The 19,921-nt window shown below is 71.0% G+C and carries 17 protein-coding genes; 12 read left to right on the forward strand and 5 right to left on the reverse strand.

What is annotated here, in order from left to right:
* Nucleotides 1-15: 15 nt before the first annotated feature.
* The 3 genes from ACZ6O2_RS12915 (at nt 16) to ACZ6O2_RS12925 (ending at nt 4,737) form a co-directional block, all read left to right on the forward strand.
* Nucleotides 16-732 carry a TetR/AcrR family transcriptional regulator gene (locus ACZ6O2_RS12915; RefSeq protein WP_350706009.1) on the forward strand — a complete coding sequence of 239 codons (717 nt, stop codon included), beginning with the start codon at nt 16-18 and terminating at the stop codon, nt 730-732.
* A 185-nt stretch (nt 733-917) separates the two neighbouring features.
* Nucleotides 918-2,243: an alkaline phosphatase PhoX gene (locus ACZ6O2_RS12920; RefSeq protein ID WP_466022956.1), complete on the forward strand. Its 1,326-nt coding sequence runs from the start codon at nt 918-920 to the stop codon at nt 2,241-2,243.
* A 232-nt stretch (nt 2,244-2,475) separates the two neighbouring features.
* Nucleotides 2,476-4,737: a hypothetical protein gene (locus tag ACZ6O2_RS12925; RefSeq protein ID WP_466022957.1), complete on the forward strand. Its 2,262-nt coding sequence runs from the start codon at nt 2,476-2,478 to the stop codon at nt 4,735-4,737.
* A 12-nt stretch (nt 4,738-4,749) separates the two neighbouring features.
* Here ACZ6O2_RS12925 and ACZ6O2_RS12930 read toward each other — a convergent pair whose 3' ends face one another.
* Together ACZ6O2_RS12930 and ACZ6O2_RS12935 are read right to left on the reverse strand one after the other, a co-directional pair.
* On the reverse strand, nt 4,750-5,346 hold the full coding sequence (locus tag ACZ6O2_RS12930; RefSeq protein ID WP_466022958.1) for a TetR/AcrR family transcriptional regulator: 597 nt from the start codon (nt 5,344-5,346) through the stop codon (nt 4,750-4,752).
* The gene (locus ACZ6O2_RS12935; RefSeq protein ID WP_466022959.1) at nt 5,336-6,154 is read right to left on the reverse strand and encodes an SDR family NAD(P)-dependent oxidoreductase; all 819 of its coding nucleotides are present in this window, start codon (nt 6,152-6,154) and stop codon (nt 5,336-5,338) included. Before ACZ6O2_RS12935 ends, ACZ6O2_RS12930 begins: the two co-directional genes overlap by 11 nt.
* 276 nt (nt 6,155-6,430) lie before the next feature.
* Between ACZ6O2_RS12935 and ACZ6O2_RS12940 the strand changes: the two genes are divergently transcribed.
* Nucleotides 6,431-6,673, forward strand: coding sequence for a hypothetical protein (locus ACZ6O2_RS12940; RefSeq protein ID WP_466022960.1), 243 nt, complete (start codon nt 6,431-6,433; stop codon nt 6,671-6,673).
* Nucleotides 6,674-6,718: 45 nt separating this feature from the next.
* Here the strand turns inward: ACZ6O2_RS12940 and ACZ6O2_RS12945 are convergent, their stop codons facing one another.
* Both ACZ6O2_RS12945 and ACZ6O2_RS12950 read right to left on the reverse strand, forming a co-directional pair.
* A complete protein-coding gene (locus ACZ6O2_RS12945) occupies nt 6,719-7,198 on the reverse strand; it encodes a cupin domain-containing protein (RefSeq protein ID WP_466022961.1) in 480 nt (159 codons plus the stop codon).
* 34 nt (nt 7,199-7,232) lie between these two features.
* On the reverse strand, nt 7,233-7,823 hold the full coding sequence (locus ACZ6O2_RS12950; RefSeq protein WP_350705995.1) for a dihydrofolate reductase family protein: 591 nt from the start codon (nt 7,821-7,823) through the stop codon (nt 7,233-7,235).
* Nucleotides 7,824-7,991: 168 nt separating this feature from the next.
* Here ACZ6O2_RS12950 and ACZ6O2_RS12955 point away from each other — a divergent pair, with 168 nt between their 5' ends.
* The 5 genes from ACZ6O2_RS12955 (at nt 7,992) to ACZ6O2_RS12975 (ending at nt 16,002) form a co-directional block, all read left to right on the forward strand.
* A complete protein-coding gene (locus ACZ6O2_RS12955) occupies nt 7,992-10,802 on the forward strand; it encodes an ATP-binding protein (protein ID WP_466022962.1) in 2,811 nt (936 codons plus the stop codon).
* A gap of 303 nt (nt 10,803-11,105) precedes the next feature.
* Nucleotides 11,106-11,477 (forward strand): ArsR/SmtB family transcription factor, encoded by a 372-nt coding sequence (locus ACZ6O2_RS12960; protein WP_350705991.1) that lies wholly within the window; start codon nt 11,106-11,108, stop codon nt 11,475-11,477.
* Between the two features lie 205 nt (nt 11,478-11,682).
* Complete coding sequence (locus tag ACZ6O2_RS12965; RefSeq protein WP_350705990.1) at nt 11,683-11,841, forward strand: hypothetical protein; 159 nt, start codon at nt 11,683-11,685, stop codon at nt 11,839-11,841.
* Nucleotides 11,842-12,412: 571 nt separating this feature from the next.
* A complete protein-coding gene (locus ACZ6O2_RS12970) occupies nt 12,413-12,568 on the forward strand; it encodes a hypothetical protein (protein ID WP_350705988.1) in 156 nt (51 codons plus the stop codon).
* Between the two features lie 434 nt (nt 12,569-13,002).
* A complete protein-coding gene (locus tag ACZ6O2_RS12975; protein WP_466022963.1) occupies nt 13,003-16,002 on the forward strand; it encodes a 3-keto-alpha-glucoside-1,2-lyase-like domain-containing protein in 3,000 nt (999 codons plus the stop codon).
* Nucleotides 16,003-16,175: 173 nt separating this feature from the next.
* On the opposite strand, the gene ACZ6O2_RS12980 is transcribed toward ACZ6O2_RS12975, so the two are convergent.
* On the reverse strand, nt 16,176-17,738 hold the full coding sequence (locus ACZ6O2_RS12980) for an alkaline phosphatase D family protein (protein ID WP_466022964.1): 1,563 nt from the start codon (nt 17,736-17,738) through the stop codon (nt 16,176-16,178).
* 333 nt (nt 17,739-18,071) lie between these two features.
* Between ACZ6O2_RS12980 and ACZ6O2_RS12985 the strand changes: the two genes are divergently transcribed.
* The 3 genes from ACZ6O2_RS12985 (at nt 18,072) to ACZ6O2_RS12995 (ending at nt 19,872) form a co-directional block, all read left to right on the forward strand.
* Nucleotides 18,072-18,443, forward strand: coding sequence for a hypothetical protein (locus ACZ6O2_RS12985; RefSeq protein WP_466022965.1), 372 nt, complete (start codon nt 18,072-18,074; stop codon nt 18,441-18,443).
* A gap of 203 nt (nt 18,444-18,646) precedes the next feature.
* On the forward strand, nt 18,647-19,102 hold the full coding sequence (locus ACZ6O2_RS12990) for a hypothetical protein (RefSeq protein WP_466022966.1): 456 nt from the start codon (nt 18,647-18,649) through the stop codon (nt 19,100-19,102).
* A gap of 56 nt (nt 19,103-19,158) precedes the next feature.
* On the forward strand, nt 19,159-19,872 hold the full coding sequence (locus ACZ6O2_RS12995; RefSeq protein ID WP_466022967.1) for a hypothetical protein: 714 nt from the start codon (nt 19,159-19,161) through the stop codon (nt 19,870-19,872).
* Nucleotides 19,873-19,921: the final 49 nt, after the last annotated feature.

Consider the following 19,921-nt stretch of genomic DNA (forward strand, 5'->3'; position numbering starts at 1 on the left):
AAGACGAGGACCGAGATGGCTGAGCAGGCTGACACGCTGCGCCGGACGCCGCTGAGCAGGACCCGGGTCCTGCGCGCCGCCGTCGCGCTCGCCGACGAGGCCGGGATCGAGTCCCTCAGCATGCGCAACCTCGCCCAGGATCTGGGCGTCGTGCCGATGGCCCTCTACAAGCACGTGGCCAACAAGGACGAACTGCTCGACGGCATGATCGACATGGTCGTCGGCGAGATCGACCCGCCGGTGCCCGACGCCGACTGGAAGCACGTGGTCCGCGGGCGCATCCTCTCGGCGCGGCAGGTGCTGCGGCGCCACCCCTGGGCGCCGCTCGCGATCGAGTCGCGGAACATGGCGACGCCGGCCATCCTCGCCTACCTCGACTCGGTGGTCGGGACGTTGCGGGCCGGCGGGTTCACCGCCGACCTCGCCCACCACGTGATGCACGCGATGGGCAGCCGGATCCTGGGCTTCAGCCAGGAGCTGTTCGACGCCTCCCGGCGCGCCGGCCGGTCCGGCATCGCCGACCCGGACCCGCCGGCGGCCCTACCACCGGAGGTCGCGGCCCGATTCCCGCACCTGGCCGAAATCGCCGGGGCGGCATCCCACGACGACGCGTCGGTCGTGGGGCAGGGCTGCGACGACCAGTTCGAGTTCGAGTTCGCGCTGGACCTGCTGCTGGACGGTATCGAACGGCTGCACCAGCAGGGCTGGACGTCGTCGCGCCGACCCCGGTGAGACGGTCAGCGGTTCCGGCTCGGCTGGCAGGGCCAGCAATTCACGCATGGTTCCCGACTTGTTGGGCGTGGGCGTGACCCGCCATCGATAGCGTGCTCGCGACCTGACGTGAGAGGGAGATGGCATCCATGACAGAGCACATCGATCCGGGCCTGGCCCGTCGCGGCCTTCTCAAGCGTAGCCTCGTGACGGCAGCCGCACTCGCCGCGCTCGGCCCCCTGGAAGCTCTCGGTGCGCGTACCGCCGGCGCGGCACCGATGAGCAAGCGCCCGTCCAGCCCCGACTACGGTCCGCTCTACCCGACCAGGGACCACACCACGGGGCTGGAGCTGCTGGCCCTGCCCAAGGGCTTCGAGTACATCAGCTACGGCTGGACCGGCGACCTGATGTCGGACGGCGTGGCAACCCCGGGTGCGCACGACGGGATGGCCGCGTTCCGCCGCCCGGACGGCAAGATCGCGCTGGTCCGCAACCACGAGCGTGGCAGCTACACCGGTGCGTTCACCACACCGGCGTACAACCCGGCTGCTGGTGGCGGCACGTCCAACCTGGTGTTCGACCCGGACAAGGGCCAGTTCCTCGAGTCCTGGGGCAGCCTGTCCGGCACGATCCGCAACTGCGCTGGCGGGCCGACACCCTGGGGCACCTGGCTGACCTGCGAGGAGACCACCGAGATCGCCCCGGACGGCACTCGCCACGGGTACGTCTTCGAGGTCCCCTACGACCGCAAGGGTGACCCCCGTCCCCTCAAGGCGATGGGGCGGTTCAGCCACGAGGCGGTCGCGGTCGACCCGAGGACCGGGATCGTCTACCTGACCGAGGACGCCACCCCGTCCGGCTTCTACCGCTACCTGCCCAACAAGGCGGGCGAGTTGTCCGCCGGCGGCGAGCTGCAGATGCTCGTCGTGCAGACCCCGGACGGATCGTCGTACTCGACCTACGCCGACGGCACCGGCGTGGAGTACCGGACCTCCTGGGTCACGGTGCCCAACCCCGACTACGCCCCGGGCGAGACCCGCCCCGCGGTGCAGGGCGCCGCACTCGGCGCCGCCGTGTTCAAGCGGCTCGAGGGCGCCTGGTACGGCAACGACCGTGTCTACATCGTGTCCACCAGCGGCGGGCCGAAGGGCCAGGGCCAGGTCTTCGAGTACGACCCGCAGGCCGAGACGATGCGAGTGCTCTTCGCGTCGCCGGATGCCAGCGTGCTGAACAACCCCGACAACATCTGCGTCAGCCCGCGCGGTGGCATCGTGCTCTGCGAGGACGGCAGCGAGGGCGAATACCTGCACGGCCTGACCACCGACGGCGAGATCTTCCCGTTCGCGCTGAACCAGGTCGTGATCCCGGCTGGCGGGATCCCCGGCAAGTCGGTCGCCCCCGGCGACTACGCCGGTTCCGAGTGGGCCGGGTCGACCTTCGATCCGAAGAACGGCAACTGGATGTTCGTCAACGCGCAGAGCCCCGGCATCACGTTCGCCATCACGGGCCCCTGGCGCAACGGTTCGCTCTGACGCGCTGACCGCGCCGCAAAGGCGGGTAGCCGCACGGGGGTTGTCCGGGAATCCCGGACAACCCCCGTCCCTTCCCCGCTACCCGAGCGGCTGCGCACCACGGGCATCGCGCTCATCCAGGCCGGCCGGGCCCCTGGCAGTCACGGATCGCCCGAGCCCGGAACCGCGGCCCCACCTTCCGGTGATCGATGTTCGGCAGCGGGCGGCGTCACTTTTTGTGACCCTGAACGGCGTGGGCACAGCACCCGGACATGAGACCGTTGAGCTGCGCGTGCACGGGGTGTCCGGCGCGTCGGCGGAGAAGATTCTCGACCACCCGATCGTGGTGCGCGTCGCCGGGGATCGGCACGCGGGGTTCTATCGGCCCCGGCCGGGAGTCGGCGCGGCCGGGGGCGCCACCGCCGGCGTTGCCGTCGAGGCGTACCGCTGGGGCGCACTGACGGCCGGCGCCGCGGTGCGCACGGCGTCCATGCTGCTGCTGTTGCCGTTCATGCTGGGCAACCTCGCGATCTGGCTGCGCCCGACGCCAACCGACCGGTTCGGTCTGCTCGGCGCGCTGTGCCGACTGCTCGCCGGCACCCTCACCGCCGCCTTCACGCTCTCGATCATCGGCGTCACGCTGAACCTCGTCGGCTGGCAGTGCGTGCCATACGTCGAGTGCCGGACCGGCCGGCCCTACCTGTCCTGGCTCGCCACGCTGCCGATGGGCCCGCGCCTGGCCGTGCTGTCGCTCATCCCACTGCTCGCACTCCGCCTGGTCTGGGCGATCGGCGCGCGCTCCGCCCGGGCGTTCGAGGGCTTCGGCCCGACCTCGGCCGAGCCACAGGCCTCGGAGATGACCGAGAGCCTCACCACCCGCGGGTTCTGGGACGACGAGCGCGTCACCGCCTGGCTCCGCCAGATCCACGTCGGGATCAGCGCCGGCACGCTCGACGCCAGCCTGCTCGCCGCCCTGTCCGACGGCGGACGAAGTCGGCTGGGCATGCTGCTGTTCGCCGCCGCCGCAGCCCTGGTGGCGTTCTGCGCGGTGCTGCTCTGCCTGCCCGTGCCGGCCAGCCCCGCGCAGGCCCGTCGCTTCCTGCGCCCGCTGTGGGCAGCCACCGCCGGCGTGACCGTCCTGAGCCTCGGCTACGCCGCCCTCACCCGCGCGGCCCAGCCCGTGATCAGGCAGTTGCCGGGCTACGAGGGCAGCACCGGCGGCCTGGTCGCGGCACAGGGCATCCTGCTCGTGGCGATCGCCGTCGTCACGTTCGCACGCCAGTGGAAGCAGCCGACCGGGACCCGTCCGTTCCTGCGCGGACTCGGCACGCCCGTCGTGGCGGCGTTGTCGGTCAGCGTCGCCGCGGCCTTCACCGCCACCCTGGTCTTCCGGGTCGCCGACTACCTCGACCGCGGCTACATCCCCAATCCGATCCGGCCGAACCCACCCGTCCTCGGCCCCCTGGAGCCACCCGTCGCGTACTGGTGGGCCGCCCTCGCCGGACTCACCGCGCTGCTGATCATCACCGGGGTCACCACAGCCACGCTCGTGCTCAGTCGCCGCCGGCGGTGGACCCTGGCCGAGCGCGTCGTCGAACAGGACTACCCGCAGGTGCCCCTCGACGCGGCGCCCCGGCTACGCCTCGTGCGGGAGACCGTCGCCAAGTCGCACGTGACCGAGGAACTCGCCCCGATCCTCGTCACGTTCTTCGTGATCTCCTCGCTGGGCCTGGCCACCATCGCGCTGGACCTGATCGGGATCGGTCCCACTCAGCTAGCGGCAGAGCTCAGCGGCCAACGCGACGGAACGGGCCTGCTCGTCGCTCACGTCACCGACGTGGCGATCTGGGTCATCAGCCTGCTCGTGATCGGCCTCATGATCCTCGGCTTCCGCTCGTACCGGTCGGCCGAGACCCGACGCCTCGTGGCGGTCCTATGGGATCTGGGCACCTTCTGGCCCCGCACCGTCCACCCCTTCGCGCCCCCCTGCTACGCCGCCCGGGCAGTACCCGAACTGACCAAGCGGGTCTCCGCGCTCGCCGCGCAGGGCCCCGTGGTCATCTCCGGACACAGCCACGGTTCGGTCCTGGCCGCAGCCACCGTCCTGCAACTGCCGCCGACCGCCCTGCCCAGGGTCTCCCTGTTGACCCACGGCTCCCCGCTGCGCCGCATCTACGCCCGCCTCTACCCGGCCTACCTCGGCCAGCAGACGCTGTGCGAGCTGGGCGGGCGACTCGACTGGCGGTGGCGCAACCTCTGGCGGGACACCGACCCGATCGGTGGACCCATCTTCGAGCGCCGGGGCACAGAGCCACCGTGCGACACCCCGGCAGCCGAATCGGTGGACATGCGGCTCCGCGATCCCCACGCCGTGACCGTCGACCCGGCTGACACCGTGCCACCGCCCGTCGAGCGCCACTGGCCGTACCACACGCAACCGCAATACCAGGCGGCCGTACGCGACCTCGCCGATCGAGCGGCCAGCAGCAACCCCTCGCTACGGTCACCCCCTTGAACTGGCCCGGGTTCAGTCCGGCGCCAGCGAACGCCAGATCCGGTCGGGCAGCACGCGGGCAGCCTGCCCGAGGTCGATGCCCGGCACGCCGGCGAGCCACCGGCGCGCGGTCTCCGCCACCGGGCCGATCAGCAGCATCTCGATCAGGGGCTCCGGCAGGGTGGCGATCTCACCGGCCGCCATCCGTGGCCGCAGCCAGCCAGCGACGGCCGCCATGCGCGGCGCCTTGGCCGCCGTCACCTGTTCGGCGTGCGCGGCCAGGTAGCCGGCGTAGGCCGAGGCGTGGATGAAGCGCGCTGCGGCCGGGTTGTCCTCGGTGAAGCGCAGGTAGGCCGCCACGATGGCGCGGACGCCGGTGCGGGCGGTCCGGGCCCGGCTCAGCGCCGTGATCAACTCATCGAACAGCGCCGCCATGCACCGGCTGTACAGCGCCGCGGCCAGCCCGTCGAAGCTGCCGAAATGGTGGTAGAGACTGCCGAGGCTGACCCCGCTGGCGGCAGTCACGGCGTTGACCGTGAAGCCGGGCTGGCCGGCCGAATCGAACACGTCCAGCGCCGCGGCCAGCAGCCGCTCCGCAGTCGCCTCACCCCGCTGTTGCTTAGGCGACATGAGCCATCCCCTGATCCCACAGCCGTCGAGCCAGGACCGGATCGTCCGCCACGGGCGCGAGCGGTACCGGACGGTCACCGTCGAAGTAGCGGCCGGATCTCTCACCGGGCGCGAACGCCAGGCGCGTCACCGGCGCCGCGCCGGCCTCCGGAGCGTCCCACCGGCGCTTGATCGCCTTGAGCAGCAGGCCTTTCACCCCGCCGGGGTCCCCCAATCCGGTCCTGACCACGCCGGGATGCACTGCGTCGATGGTCACCCCGGCATTCTCCCAGTGCTTCGCGAACAACGGCACGGTGAGCAGGTTCGCAAGCTTCGTGTCGCAATACGTACGCATCCAGTGGAAGTCCTCGCCCCTGGGCGTCCGATCCGGGTCCACCCTGCCCTTGACGTAGAGGCCGGCGCTGACCTGGACCACCCTCACCAGCCGCTCCTCCAGCAGGTGGTTGAGCAGGAACGGCGCCAAGTGGTTCACCGCGAACGACTGCTCGTACCCGTCCTCGGTGCGTACCAGCCGGGTCGGCCAGACACCGGCGTTGTGCACCAGCACGTCGATTCGATCGCAGCGACTGTCGACTTCGACCGCGACCGCCCGAATGGACGACAACACCGAAAGGTCGCCCACCACCAGTTCCGCCGAGCCACCCGCGCCGCCCGGCGACGCCCCCAGCGCCGCCACCGCCTGCTCGCCCCGCGCCCGGCTCCTGGCCACCAGCACCACCCGGCAGCCCCGCCGCACCAAATCGGTGGCCACCGCGAACCCGATGCCGCGATTGGCTCCGGTCACGACCGCCGTCACCGTCTCCGCCATAGCCGCCAGACTAGCGCCAAACTAGAGCGATCTTCTAGAACAAGTTTCGGTAATGGAGCTTTACGAGCATAGAGGGACAGCCATATGCTCTCGAGGCGGCGGGTGATCGGGACAGGGAACCCGACTGCCGCCGGGGGTGCCGTCATCACCGGCCCGATCCCGACCGCCACCCCTGTCCACTGCACGCCGCCGAGGCCGAGCGGATCGGCCCGCTTGGGCGGACAGCGGGCGGCAACCACCGCCCAGACGACCGATCTGCCTCAGAAGGGAGCCGACATGGGGCTGATTCATGCGTGGCGTATGCAAAAGCTCGTCTCGGACGCCAGAACCGCCTTCAACCAGGGCGATGTCACGTTCAGCGCCGGTTTCGACATCGATACCCGCCGCAGAGTGTCGATGAAGCACATCCGCAAGGAGATCGACCTGATCATCAACGCCGTGGAGCCGATCGGCTGGCAGTGCGTCAGCGTTGAGCCGTTCTTTGCATCGGTCGAGATTGACTTCGTCCGTCAGCCGTGACCGCAAGTTGACGGAGTTTCGGATGCATCGTGGAACACCCTCCTTTCAGAGCCAGTAGGTGTCGTGGCGGAGGAAGAACTCGGCCTGTTCCTCCTCGCTCAGCGCCGCCAGCCCGGGCAGCCCCTCGAAGTAGCCCTCCCTGGGGGCGCCCGGCGCGAAGTGCAGCAACATCGACGCGGGCAAGCCGGACTCGTTGCGGAACGCGTGCACCCCGCCCTCCGGCACGTGGACGAAATCGCCCGGCTCGGTGTCGATCCAGCGGCTGCCGTCGTAGATCCGTACCGAGCCGGCGAGGATGTAGAACGACTCGGAGATGGAGCGGTGGAAGTGCGGGGCCGGGCCGCTCGGTGTCGGGCCCATGTCCCAGCGGTAGAGGCCGAACTGACCGCTCGTCGTGGCGCCGGTAGCCAGGTAGTGCGCCGAACCGCCGTTGGTGTAGCGGAGCTCTGGTGCGGCGTCGGCCATGCGGTACGTCGCGCTGGCCTCACCAGCAGCGCCGAGGTACCGCGGTGGAGGGTACGTCATGTGCTCTCCTTCAACCGGTGGGATCGGACGGGCGCTACCGCTTCTCCGCCGGCTGGTAGCGCAGAATCACGACGCCCGAGCTGAGCTCGGTCTGTCCGACGAGTCTCAGGTTCGCCGCACCGCCGTCGCGGAACAGCAGGTCTCCGTTCTCCACCCGCCCGTCACCCACGAAGACCGGGTGCAGCCAGAACCGCAGCTCGTCGAGCAGGTCGTTGTCGAGCAGGGTGCGGGCGAGCCGGCCGCACCCGTACATCAGGATGTCCTTGCCGGGCTGCCGCTTGAGCTCCGCGACCTCCTTGGCGACGTCACCGGCGATGACGGTGGAGTTGTGCCAGCCGAGGCGTTGCAGGGTCGTCGAGACGACATACTTCGGCAGGCTGTTCATCCGGTCGGCGAAGCCGGCCTCGTCGCGCGGCATGCTCGGCCAGGCCTGGGCGAACCCCTCGTACGTGGCGCGCCCCAGCAGCAGGGCGTCACTGCCGAACAGCTGCTCCAGGGCGTACCGCTGCCCCTCCTCGGTCATGTACGAAAGCATCCACAGGTGCGGGTTCGCGATGACCCCGTCGAGGGAGAGGTACGTCGAGGCGATCACCTTCCTCGTGGGCGCGGCGCTCGTGTCAGCCATTGTTCCGGTCCTTTCGCTCGTTCCGGCCGGGCCTCGGCACCGGCTCGCTGTTTCCGAGGACCAGCGTGCGCCCGGGCCGGCCGTCGGACATCCGTGGCGGCCACGGATTCGGGTACCGAAAGCCGGCACGGACGCCCCCCGGGGCCCGGGTGTGCGGGACAATGGCGCGTGTCCTCGACAGCAATCGACCGACCGTCCAAGCGCGAGGCGGAGGTACTCGCCCTGCTGAGGCTCCGCCTGTCGAACGCCGAGATCGCCGAGAGGCTGTTCATCTCGGTGCGCACGGTGGAGAGCCACGTGTCGTCGTTGCTACGCAAGTACGGCGTCGCCGACCGGTTCGACCTCGCGGCACTCGCCGAGCCGCCGGCGGGCGGCGCCGCGCCGCCCGGCCCGCTGGCCGGGCTGCCCGACCCGCGTACGGCGTTCGTCGGGCGCGGTCCCGAGCGGGACGCGATCCTCGCCGCCCTCCAACACAACCGGCTGGTGACCCTGGTGGGTCCGGGCGGGGTCGGCAAGACCCGGCTGGCGTGCGTGGTGGCCGCCGCGGCGGCGGCGCGGTCGTTCCCGCTCGGCACGGCGTTCGTCGATCTCGTACCGGTCCGGGACGACTTCGTGGCCCAGGCCGTGGCGACCGCGCTCGGGGTCACCGAACGGGCGCAGCAGCCGCTGCTGTCCGCGATCGCGGACCGCCTCGGCCAAGGCCGCACCCTGCTCGTGCTGGACAACTGCGAGCACCTGCTCGACCCGGTGGCCGGCTTCGTCGAGCGGATCCTCTCGGCCTGCCCGGACACGACCGTCCTGGCCACCAGTCGGGAGCGGCTCGCCGTACCCGGCGAACAGGTCGTCCCGGTGGCCCCACTGCCGCCGACGACCGACGCGGTGGCCCTCTTCCACGACCGGGCCCGGGCGGTCGACCCGGACTTCAGCGCGGACCCAGCGCTCGTCGCCGAACTCTGCGCCCGGCTCGACGGAATGCCGTTGGCGATCGAGTTGGCCGCCGCCCGCAGCGCGTCGCTGGGCGCGGCGGGCCTGCTGGCCGCCCTCGACGACGTGCTGCGCCTGCTGGCCGGTGGGCGCGGGGCCGACGGACGGCACCGCTCGCTGCGCGCGGTGATCGGCTGGAGCCACGACCTGCTGGACGACGAGGAACGTGCCCTGTTCCGGCGCCTGGCGGTGTTCGTCGGGAGCTTCGACCTGGCCGCCACGGTGGCGGTCAGCCAGACCGCCGAGCCCAGTGCGGTCGCCGACCTGCTCGGCCGGCTGGTGGAGAAGAGCCTCGTCGTCCACCAGCGGGGGGCGGTGAGCAGGTGGCGACTGCTGGAGATCGTCCGGGCTTTCGCCGCCGAGCGGCTCGCCGGGGCCGGCGAGGAGCCGGCGCTGCGCGAGCGGCACCTACGTTGGGCCGCGGCGACGGCGGCGGGCCTGGAGCGGCGGCTGGCCGACCGGCCGCGCGGGCACCCGCGAACGGGCGACCGGCCGGAGGCCCCGTCGGCGGGCCGGCCGGTCGGCGACTGGCGCGACGACTTCCACGCCGTCGCCGACGACCTCCGGGCCGCCCTGGCGAACTGCCCGCCGGGACCGAGCCCACTCGCCCACCAACTGGCCCGCGCACTCGGCCACCTCACGTACGCGCACCGGTTTCTGCTGGAAGCCGCCCGTCATTTCGAGCGCGCGGCCGCCCACGCTCCCTCCCCGGGCGCCGCCGCCCGAGACCTGCGCAGCGCGGCCGACTGCGTCGTGATCGTCACCAACTCCAGCCCACGGGCCTTCCGACAACTGCTGGCCGCGGCCGAACAGGCTGGCGCGGCCGGCGACGGCGACGCCCGGGCCGTCGCGCTGGCCCGGGCGGTGGAGCTGGCCAACCGGTTCAGCTCGGAGCCAGCCGCCGAGATACCCCAGCAGCGGCTACGCGACCTGCTCAACGAGGCGTCCGCCAATGGGGCGCCGCACCGGCCAGCGACGGCGGCCTGCCTCGCGCTGGCGACGGCATGGGCCGCCGGCGGGCAGTGGCGCGACCCGGATCCGGACCTCGCCGCGACGGCGGTCGCGGCCGCCCGGGCCGCCGGCGACCCTGTGCTGGTCAGCGCCGGCCTGGAGGCGGTGAGCGCAGCCGCCACCAAGGCCGGACGGCTACGCGAGGCGCATCGGGTGGCCGGCGAACGGATCGCCCTGCTGCCCACGCTGCCGCGCGACGACCCGTACGCCGGTCCGGAGATCGTCGACGCGCTGCACATGGCGGCGACCTACGCCATCGCGGCCGGAGACCTGCGGGCCGCGCTGGCCGCGGCCCGCCGCGTGCAGCAGGACGACCTGGTGAGCAACCACCCGTACGCCTCGCCGAGCAAGCTGATCCCGGCCCTCGCCCTCACCGGGCAGTTCGCGGCGGCGGTGCGACACGCCGGCGCGATGTGGGCCGGTTGGGAACGGGCGGGCAGCCCGCCCGCACCCTGGCTGGCGCCGGTCATCCTGGCCGCCGCGCTCGCGCACGGTCTGCTCGGCGACGGCGAGCGCTTCAGCCGGTGGCGGGGCCGCGCGCTCCAGGTCACCGGCCTCGCCGACGCCGAGCACCTGCCCAGCCTGGTCCCGTTCCTCGCCTTCGTGGACGCGCGCGTCGCCGTGCACACCGGTCGGCTGGGCGACGCGGCGGCGCTGACCGAGCGCGCCTTCGGCGACTACCCGCAGAGCAGGTACGAGCCGTACGCCCGGGCCGCCGCGGCCGAACTCGCCGTCGTCGCCGGACTGCCGGACGCGGCCGAACGCCTCGCCACGGCAGCGGCGGTGTGCGCGGAGAACGACTGGGCGGTGGCCTGCCTCACCCGCGCCGCCGGGCGGCTGCACCACGACGAGGACGTGCTGGCCGCCTCGGTCGAGGCCTGGGAGCGCAACGACGCCCGGTTCGAACGCGCCTGCACTCTGCTGTTGCTGCCCGCCCGGGTGGCCGAGGGGCGTGCGGAACTGGCCGAGCTGACCCGCCGGTGAGCACGGCGACGGCGCTGGCGATTCGCCGCCGACGAGGTCGGCCCGGCGGTGGCGGGACGGACAGGCCGACCAGCTCGGGCGACGGATTCCGCCCGTACCGCTTCGTCACCAGTCCGGGTGAGACGGATCTCGGACGGCGAGACGGCTGCGAGACCGGTACGCCGCCCGCCCGCACGGTGACCATGACGCTCCCTGACGGCACGCTCACCGCCCCGCCCCCAGCTTCCCTCGCAACCGGTCTCGCGACCGCCATCGGGGTACTGATCGCGGTTCCACCGGCCTATCGACCGTGTTGGTGGAACGATGGAAGGCGTGGGAACTGCGAAAACTGCCATGCCTGCTGTCTCGCCGCTCACTGGCGAGCCGATCAAGCGTGCCGATGCCGAGCGGCTCGCGGGAGTGCTGAAAGCATTCGCCGACCCGGCCCGACTGCGACTGCTCAGTCTGATCCAGTCCGCTCCGGAGGGCGAGGCGTCCGTCAGTGACCTCACCGCCCCGCTTGGTCTCTCCCAGCCGACCGTGAGTCATCACCTTCGGATCCTCACCGAGGCCGGCCTGCTGGAGCGCGAGAAACGCGGCGTCTGGGCGTACTACCGCCTGGTGCCGTCCGCGATCGCGGCGATAGCCGACCTGTTGACGCCGCCCCGGAAGCGGGCGACGAAGAAGGCCCGCTGACCGGCACTGTCGACTGCGAAAAGGAGGTCCCGGAGGAGCCCGAAGGCCATCTCAGCGTCATCACCCGCAGCGCCGAACCAAGGCACCGGACCACCCCGGCGGGCGGGGCACCGACTGAGGCCGTTTGCGCACGGCCCACCCGGGAAGACGACGGGCGGAGTGGCGCGCGGAGCCGCCCGCGCCACCGCACCACGGGGAGGCCGACATGGGTGACCGGGAACGGCTGCACGAACTCCGCCAGCAGGCGCACAACGCGGGCATCGAGGGTAACTCCAAGATGACCGAGGAGCAGTTGCGCGAGGCACTGCGAAGAGTCGGCAAGGGCGAACAGCCGCAGATGGCCAAACAGCAGGCCAAGCGGTGACAGACGCGAGCGGTGTCGGCACCCGCTGAAAGGGCCGGCACCGCTCGCGGTTCTCGACTGATCGTTTCTCCGGTTTCCTGCCGCCCCATCCGAAACTCCTGACACACACCTCACCGGCCACCCTCGGCATGGTGCGGGCACGAGCGGGTACCGCCCCCGTACGCGTTCGAAGAGACAGGACCTGCCCGGCGGGGCCATGACCCAGCACCCACCCACCCCGGCCGCGCCCATCCGTCGCAGCAGGAACGTGAAGACGCGCCCGAGTGCTGCCAGTCTCCAGCCGACGGCCTCTCCGGACGACCTACGACCGGCCCAGTCCCCCGATGAGTGCAGGCCGGCGCGGCCTCCCACTGACGTACGCTTCTGGACGCAGCCAGACCGCCCGACCAGTAGACGGTCGTGGAAGCCGGACGGGGCACTGCGGAAGGCCCGAGTACGGCCGGAGGCCGCCCGCGGGGCAGGCCGCAAGCGCCGGAGGAGTGGTTCCCGGAGCCGGACGGCCCTCATGCCCGACGTCCGGTACGGTCCCGCCGTGGACCTTCGATCTCGGCGAGCTGCCACCACCCGAGTGGTGGGCACCACCGCACTGCTGTCGGGCTTGCTGATCTCCGTGCTCACGATCTCCAGCGACGCAGGGCTGGCCGAGCCGCACTTCCTCGCCGGGCTCCTTGTCCTCACAGGCATCGGACTGCGCATAGAGGCCGCGATCATGGCTTCCAGCGCGTAGCGCGAGCCCGGTTGGCCGCGAGCGGCCGATGCCCGCCGGAGGCCGCCAGCGGGGCCGAGTGTGGCCAGCTCGCGCCGCGCTTGCACCGCGCGTTGATCCCGAAAGACCATTTCGGCGATGGTGGGCGTGGACCTCCTGTCGGTGTCCGGGACGCCGGGGAAGCTTCGTTGCATGAGCGACGCCGCGCTCCCGCGCGCGGTCCTGCGGCAGCTCCAAGGCACCCAGATCATGACCACCCTGTTGAGCTGCAACCGCGACCCGATGATCGCGTCTGCGGGCGACTTTCACTTCCTCCATCCAAAAGTTCGGATAGATCGATGGAAAGTGATAACGTCACCCATCGATCTTTTGTCTCACGGGAGCGTATGACCGGTCCGGGGGAGAAAAGTTGCACGGCTCTTCCCGCCTGGGAGCCGCACCCACCAGGAGGAACCATGACCGCACCGAAACAACGGCGGCGTCGAGCCGCGCTCGCGGCCGCAGCTGCCGCTGCGGCGACCCTGCTCGCCGCGACCCCCGTCACTCCGGCCACAGCCGCACCCGCCACCGCCGATGTCCCGCCACAGGAACCAGGCGTCACCCTGCGCTCGTACGACATGGGTGTCCCGCTGTCGGCGCTGTGCACCCTGAAGCCCGCGCAGACGCCGAACGTCGACAAGCTCATGCCGCAGATCAACTGGACCGCTACGGACGAGTTCGGCCTGTCCGACCGGTTCATCAGCCACGTGACCGCCAACCTCGCCGTGCCCACCGACGGTGACTACACGTTCCGGCTCACCAGCGACGACGGGTCACGCCTGACGATCGGCGACCAGCTCGTCGTCGACCACGACGGCCTGCACGGCGAGACCTCCCGGGAGGGATCGGTCACCTTGAGCGGCGGCCTGCACCCGTTGTTCGTCGAGTTCTTCGACAACGGCGGCGGCCAGGTGTTGCGGCTCGAATGGCGGCGCCCCGGCGCCGACGGCTTCGAACTCGTGCCGACCTCCGCGCTGAGCACCGACGCAGGCGTCGTGCGCGTCACCGCCCCTGGCTGGAAGTACTGCGAGGGGGCAACCGACTCGGCCGGCGACGGCCTGCCCCTCGACCGGGTACACCCGGGGTACACCCTCACCGACCTGCGTCCCGAGGGCTTCCGGCCGCAGGTCACCGGCATGGACTTCATGCCCGACGGGGACCTGGTCATCTCCACCTGGGGTGGCACCGACAGCATGACCGGCGAGGTCTACGTGGTCGAGGGCGTCACCGGGAAGAGCGGCCCCGCGCAGGTGACCTACCGCAAGTTCGCGGACGGGCTGCGCGAACCCCAGGGGGTGGCGGTGGTCGACGGGACCGTCTACGTCAGCCAGAAGCACGAGCTGACGGCCCTGCGCGACGCCGACGGCGACGGCGACGCGGATGACCGCCGGACGGTCGCGACCTGGCCGTGGGGCCGGAACTTCCACGAGTTCGCGTTCGGTCTGCTCCACCGGGACGGGTACTTCTATCTCAACCTGTCGGTTGCCATCAACTACGGTGGCGCCACCACGGTGCCCCAGCCCGCGCCGGACCGCGGCACCTCGATCAAGGTGAACGCCGCGACGGGCGAGATCACGTATCTCGCTGGCGGGCTGCGCACTCCGAACGGAATCGGTTGGGGTCCACGCGGCGAGGTCTTCGTCACGGACAACCAGGGGGGCTGGCTGCCGGCGTCCAAGCTGGTCGAGATCCAGCAAGGAGCGTTCTACAACCACTACACGACGCCCGCGGGCCGGTTCGACGACAAACCGGTGACGCGTCCCGTCGTCTGGCTTCCGCAGAACGAGATCGGAAACTCGCCATCCACCCCCGTACTGCTGAAGCAGGGTCCGTACGCGGGGCAGCTGGTCGTCGGCGACGTGACCTACGGCGGCCTGCAGCGAGTGTTCCTCGAGAAGGTCGAGGGGCAGTACCAGGGTGCGGTGTTCCGGCACACGCAGGGACTGGAGTCCGGCATCAACGAGGTGACCCTCGGCCCCGACGGCGCGCTCTACGTGGGAGGCCTGGGGGCCGGCGGCAACTGGGGGCAGGAGGGCAAGCTGACGTACGGCCTGCAGAAGCTCACGCCCAACGGCACCTCGGTCTTCGAGGTCAAGCAGATGCGCGCGTCGCATGTCGGGTTCGAGCTGGAGTACACCGAGCCGCTGTCGGCCGAGACCGCGCAGAAGCTCGCCGACGCGTACCAGGTGACGCAGTGGCGCTACGGTGCGACGAGCCAGTACGGCGGGCCCAAGCTCGAGCTGGAGACGCTCAAGGTGACCAAGGCCGAACTGTCGGCGGACGGCCGCACCGTCAAGCTGCGGATCGCGGGCCTGAAGGAGAACCGCGTGGTGCACGTGCGCTCCCCGCGTCCGTTCTCCTCCGCTGACGGCGAGGAGCTGTGGAACACTGAGGCCTGGTACACGCTCAACGAGATCCCGGGACGCGTGGTGCAGCCGCAGACCTTCTTCGAGGCCGAGGAGGGCCGCACGGTCGGTGTGGGCATGGCGACCGACCACGCCGCCTACTCCGGCGCCGGCTTCGCTGCCGGGTTCGCCCAGAACGGCTCGTCGACCAGCATCTCCGTCGACGTGCGGGAGAGTGGGACATACGACTTGGCGATGCGCTACAGCAACGGCCCGAACCCCTACTCGGGCGAGAAGCAGCTGAGCCTGTACGTCAACGGTGAACGGGTGGGGCAGACGGTCTTTCCCTCCACGGTGACCTGGAAGGAGTGGGGCACTGTCACCACCACCGTGCGCCTGGACAAGGGTCGCAATCTGGTCGAGTACCGCAAGGAGGCCGCGGACTCCGGGCACGTGAACCTCGATGTGCTCGCCGTCCGGCCGCACGGCGAGCGCATCACGCTGTTCGACGGTGGAGAGCTCACCGAGTGGCAGCACAGCGACGGGCGCGAACCCGGATGGACGGTTGCCGACGGCGCCATGACGGTGCGCAACGGGGACCTGCGCACGGTGCAGGCCTTCGGCGACTTCCGCCTGCACGTCGAGTTCAACCTGCCGCTGTACCCGCCGGACGTGACCGGGCAGGCACGCGCCAACAGCGGCGTGTACCTACAGGACCGCTACGAGATCCAGGTGCTGGACTCGTTCGGCATCGACCCGCCGCAGATCAACGACGCCGCGGCCATCTACAACCAGAAGGCCCCCGACGTGAACGCGGCGCTGCCGCCCCAGACCTGGCAGACGTACGACATCGTCTACCGGCAGGCCCGCTACGACGCGGCCGGCAACAAGGTCCAGAACGCGCGCGTCACCGTCGTGTGGAACGGCGTCACGGTGCACGACGACGTCGAGATCCTCGGCCCGACAGGTGGCAACCGGCCGGAGGGCCCGGCGACGGGCGCGATCCGGTTGCAGGACCACGGCAACCCCGTCCAGTACCGCAACATCTGGATCGAGCCGCTCGACCTGTAGTTCCAGCGGCCAGAATGCGGACGGCCGGGACCGGTTCGCCGGCCCGGCCGCCCGCCTGGCGGCCGCGGCAGCCACCCCGACGGCTCGGGTCGCCGTTCGTGGTGAAGCCCAGCGGCGGGCCGGTCCGACGACCCGGAGCCGTCGGACCGGCCCGCCACGCTCGGATCACACCGTCACGCGGACACGTGCGCCACCCCGGGCCGTCCGCTCTGCACGTGGACGCTCGCCCGCGTCGCCACCGGCGCGCCCGGCGCGTTGACGAACGGCACCACCCGGTAGTCGGTGCGCATCTCGTCACGGCCCAGGTGGCACACCTGGTACCCGCGCTGGGAGTTGTGGAACTTCATGTGCGGGTTCTCGGCCAGCCAGGTCACGCCGAGGCTGTCGTGGTCGGTCCCGTTGCCGCCCGAGCTGATCGACGTGCCGAGGAACTCGGTGCCGATCGTCCGCGACCCGGGGTCGGAGAAGTCCAGCTTGAGATCGGCGGCCACGCTGCGGTGGGCGTCACCGGTGACGACGAGGAAGTTCTCGACGTTCCGCTCCGCCACGCCGGCGAAGAGCCGCTGGCGCGCAGCGGCGTACCCGTCCCAGGTGTCCATGCCGTACCGCTCGTCCGGGCCTGCGGTGTGGTCGGCCTCCATGGCGAAGATCTGGTTGCCGAGCACGTTCCACCGTGCGGTGGACGCGGCGAGCCCGGCCAGCAGCCACGCCTCCTGCTCGGCGCCGAGCATCTGTCGCATCGGGTCCCAGCGCAGCGACGCGTCGGTGAGCTGCCGGTCACGGAACCGCCGGGTGTCGAGCACGTCGAGCTGCAGCAGGTCGCCGAACTGCAGGCGCCGGTAGACCTGCATCTCCGGGCCCTGCGGCATCGACGACGCCCGCAGGGGCAGGTTCTCGTAGTACGCCTGGTACGCGGCGGCCCGGCGGAGCCGGAACACGGCTGGATCCTGGTCCGGCTCGGTGTCCGGCTGGGAGTGGTCACCGGCCCAGTTGTTCTCCACGTCGTGGTCGTCCGGCGCCACCACCCAGGGCGCGGCGGCGTGCGCGGCCTGCAACGACGGATCGAGCTTGTACTGGGCGTACCGGATCCGGTAGTCGGTCAGGGAGAACGTCTCGACGGCCGGGTAGTGGGCGCGGCCGATCGAGCCGGCGCCGCCGCCCTCATAGATGTAGTCGCCGAGGTGGACGACGAGGTCCAGGTTCTCGCGGGCCATGTGCTCGAACGCGGTGAAGTAGCCGTCGGTGTAGGCCTGGCAGCTCGCGAACGCGAAGCTCAGCGAGCGGAGCACAGTCCCGGGGCGCGGCGCCGTGCGGGTACGGCCCACCGGGCTGACCTGGTCGGCGATCTGGAACCGGTACCAGTACACGCGGTCCGGCCGCAGGCCGTGCACCTCGGCGTGCACCGAGTACCCCCAGTCGGCGGTGGCGCGTTCGACGCCGCGACGCACCACCCGGCGGAAGTTCTCGTCCTCCGCCATCTCCCACCGCACCAGGACAGGGCGATCAGGCATGCCGCCGAGTCCGTCGAGGGCGAGCGGGTCCGGTGCCAGGCGGGTCCAGAGCACGACACCGTCGGGCGTCGGGTCGCCGGACGCCACACCGAGCGTGAACACGTAGCCCGGCAGGGTGACCCGGCTGTCCGAGGCAGTGGACATCGCCGAAGCGGGCTCGGCGGCGAGGACCGCCGCACCCGCGGCGACACCGCCGAGAGCGAGAAAGCGACGTCGGGGCAGCATGGACGGGGACTGTGACATGAGGCGTTGCCTTCCGGACAGGTCGGGCATCTGTTCCTCGACATCCCAACGGCCCGGCCTGACGCGCCCGGGAACGGGTGGTGAACGGAACGCATTCTGATGTGGGGATTTCTGGCCACACCGCTCCGCAGGCGGCGACAACCGACAACGGTCGCGCAACGTTCTCGTGTCGGTGGCCGTTCGCCGCTGGAGGATCGAAGAGTCGCTCCAAGCCGCGAAGACCTGCCTCGGACGGGAATTCGGGTCCGCCGTTCGGCTCGCGGGGCGCGCCGATAGGGCCAGCAAACCTCGGCCGATTTCTGTATGGTGCCCGCCATGATCCGCACGCCCACATTTACCGCCGCCGCTGCCATACTGCTCGCCCTGACCGGATGCGGCGAAGACGGAGACAGCAGCACCGCCCCTGCGTCGGCACCGACCACGCCCGCCCTGCGTGCATGCGGCGACCTCTTCAAGCCAGGTCAGAAGATCGAGCAAGCGGAGGCCGAACGCGGATGTCTCGACCGTTCCGGCGGCGTCCAGGTCGTCGGGGGGTTCCGCTGCGACGACGGCCGCGACCTGTGGGTGATGGACTCCTCGACGGGCGCGCCGGCCGGGTGGGGGTTCGGTGACGGCGAGTTCGTTGCGGTGCAGGACGCGGCGAGCGAATCCGGCTTCCAGAAGGCGTACCAGATCTGCAAGCCGTAGCACCGCAAGCAGCACCATGCATCCGCTGACCGAGGGCGTCACCGTCATGGTGACGCCCTCGGCACCCTGGTGGTGGTACCTGCTGCTGTTCATCGACCAACAACTGGGACCCGGTCGGGCCGGGCGGGCGGACCGGACGGAGCTGAAGCGTGGTGCCTTCGCGGTTACCGTGAGGCCTGTCGCCAAGAGCAGGAGGTACGGACATGACGGAGCGGCATCCCGCGCTCGCGCGACTCGACGCGCTCGTCGGCCGGTGGACGGTGCAGCCGAAGGTCCAGGGACTCGGTGCCGGGTGGACAGAATTCTCCTGGGTCGAGGACGGCAGGTTCCTGCGGCAGTTCTCCGACGCCGAGCCGCCGCCGGCCAGCGCACCGCAGGCCTGGCGAGAGAACAACCCGTTGCCCACGACGTCGCTGATCGGGCTCGACGACGCCGGCGAGGAGTTCACCATGCTGTACACCGACGCGCGCGGCGTGCATCGGGTCTACCGGATGACCTTCGCCGACGGCGTCTGGCGGCTGACGCGGGACGCCCCCGGCTTCAACCAACGCTTCATTGGCACGCTCAGCCCGGCTGGCGACACGATCGACGGGCAATGGGAGACGTCCGAGAACGGTGTCGACTGGCGGCTCGACTTCGAGCTGACGTATCGCCGCTGACCAAGCCAGCCGAGCCCCCGCCCCTGGCTCGGTTCGCCTCGACCTCGACCGACCGGGTGCGAGGCATCCGCCGACGCTCAAAGCCGTCCGGCGGAATCCACCGCCTCGGCTACTCGCGTGGCTACTCGGCTACGCGATCGGCGCTTCGGACAGGTTGCGGTCGCGACGAGGTCTTCGCCGGCACCCTCAACGGCACGGGTGCGCTCCGCGTCCGCGTAACCCGTCCGGTCAGCGACACGGTCATCGCCCGGATCGTCGCCATGGTCGCCGAGGCCAGCGCGACGAAAGCCCGCGTGCAGCTGTTCATCGAGAAGATCGAACAGCGCTACTCCGTGGGCATGGTCGCCGCCACGATCGCCCTGTTCGTGATCCCGTTGGCGCTGGGTGCCGAGCTCCAACCGACGCTGCTGCGCGCAATGACCTTCATGATCGTCGCCTCCCCGTGCGCGGTGGTGCTGGCCACCATGCCGCCGCTGCTGTCCGCGATCGCCAACGCCGGCCGGCACGGCGTGCTGGTCAAGTCCGCCGTGGTGATGGAACAACTCGCCACCGCCACGCGGATCGCTTTCGACAAGACCGGCACCCTCACCGAAGGCACCCCGCACCTGACCGACATCCGGCTCCTGCCCCACGCCAGCCTCACCGAAGACCAACTACTCGCGCCGCGCCCTTGCCGCCGCTGCCGAAAGCTCATCGGATTTGCGGCGTGGAAACCCGGCCGTTCAGGACTCCGTTGGGAAATCCTCGATAGCCGTCTTTCGGTGCGTTGACATGATTGTCGGGTCTGCTGGGTGAGGGGTTCGTGTGTCGCTGGAGTGG

Source organism: Micromonospora sp. NPDC048040 (assembly GCF_055587185.1).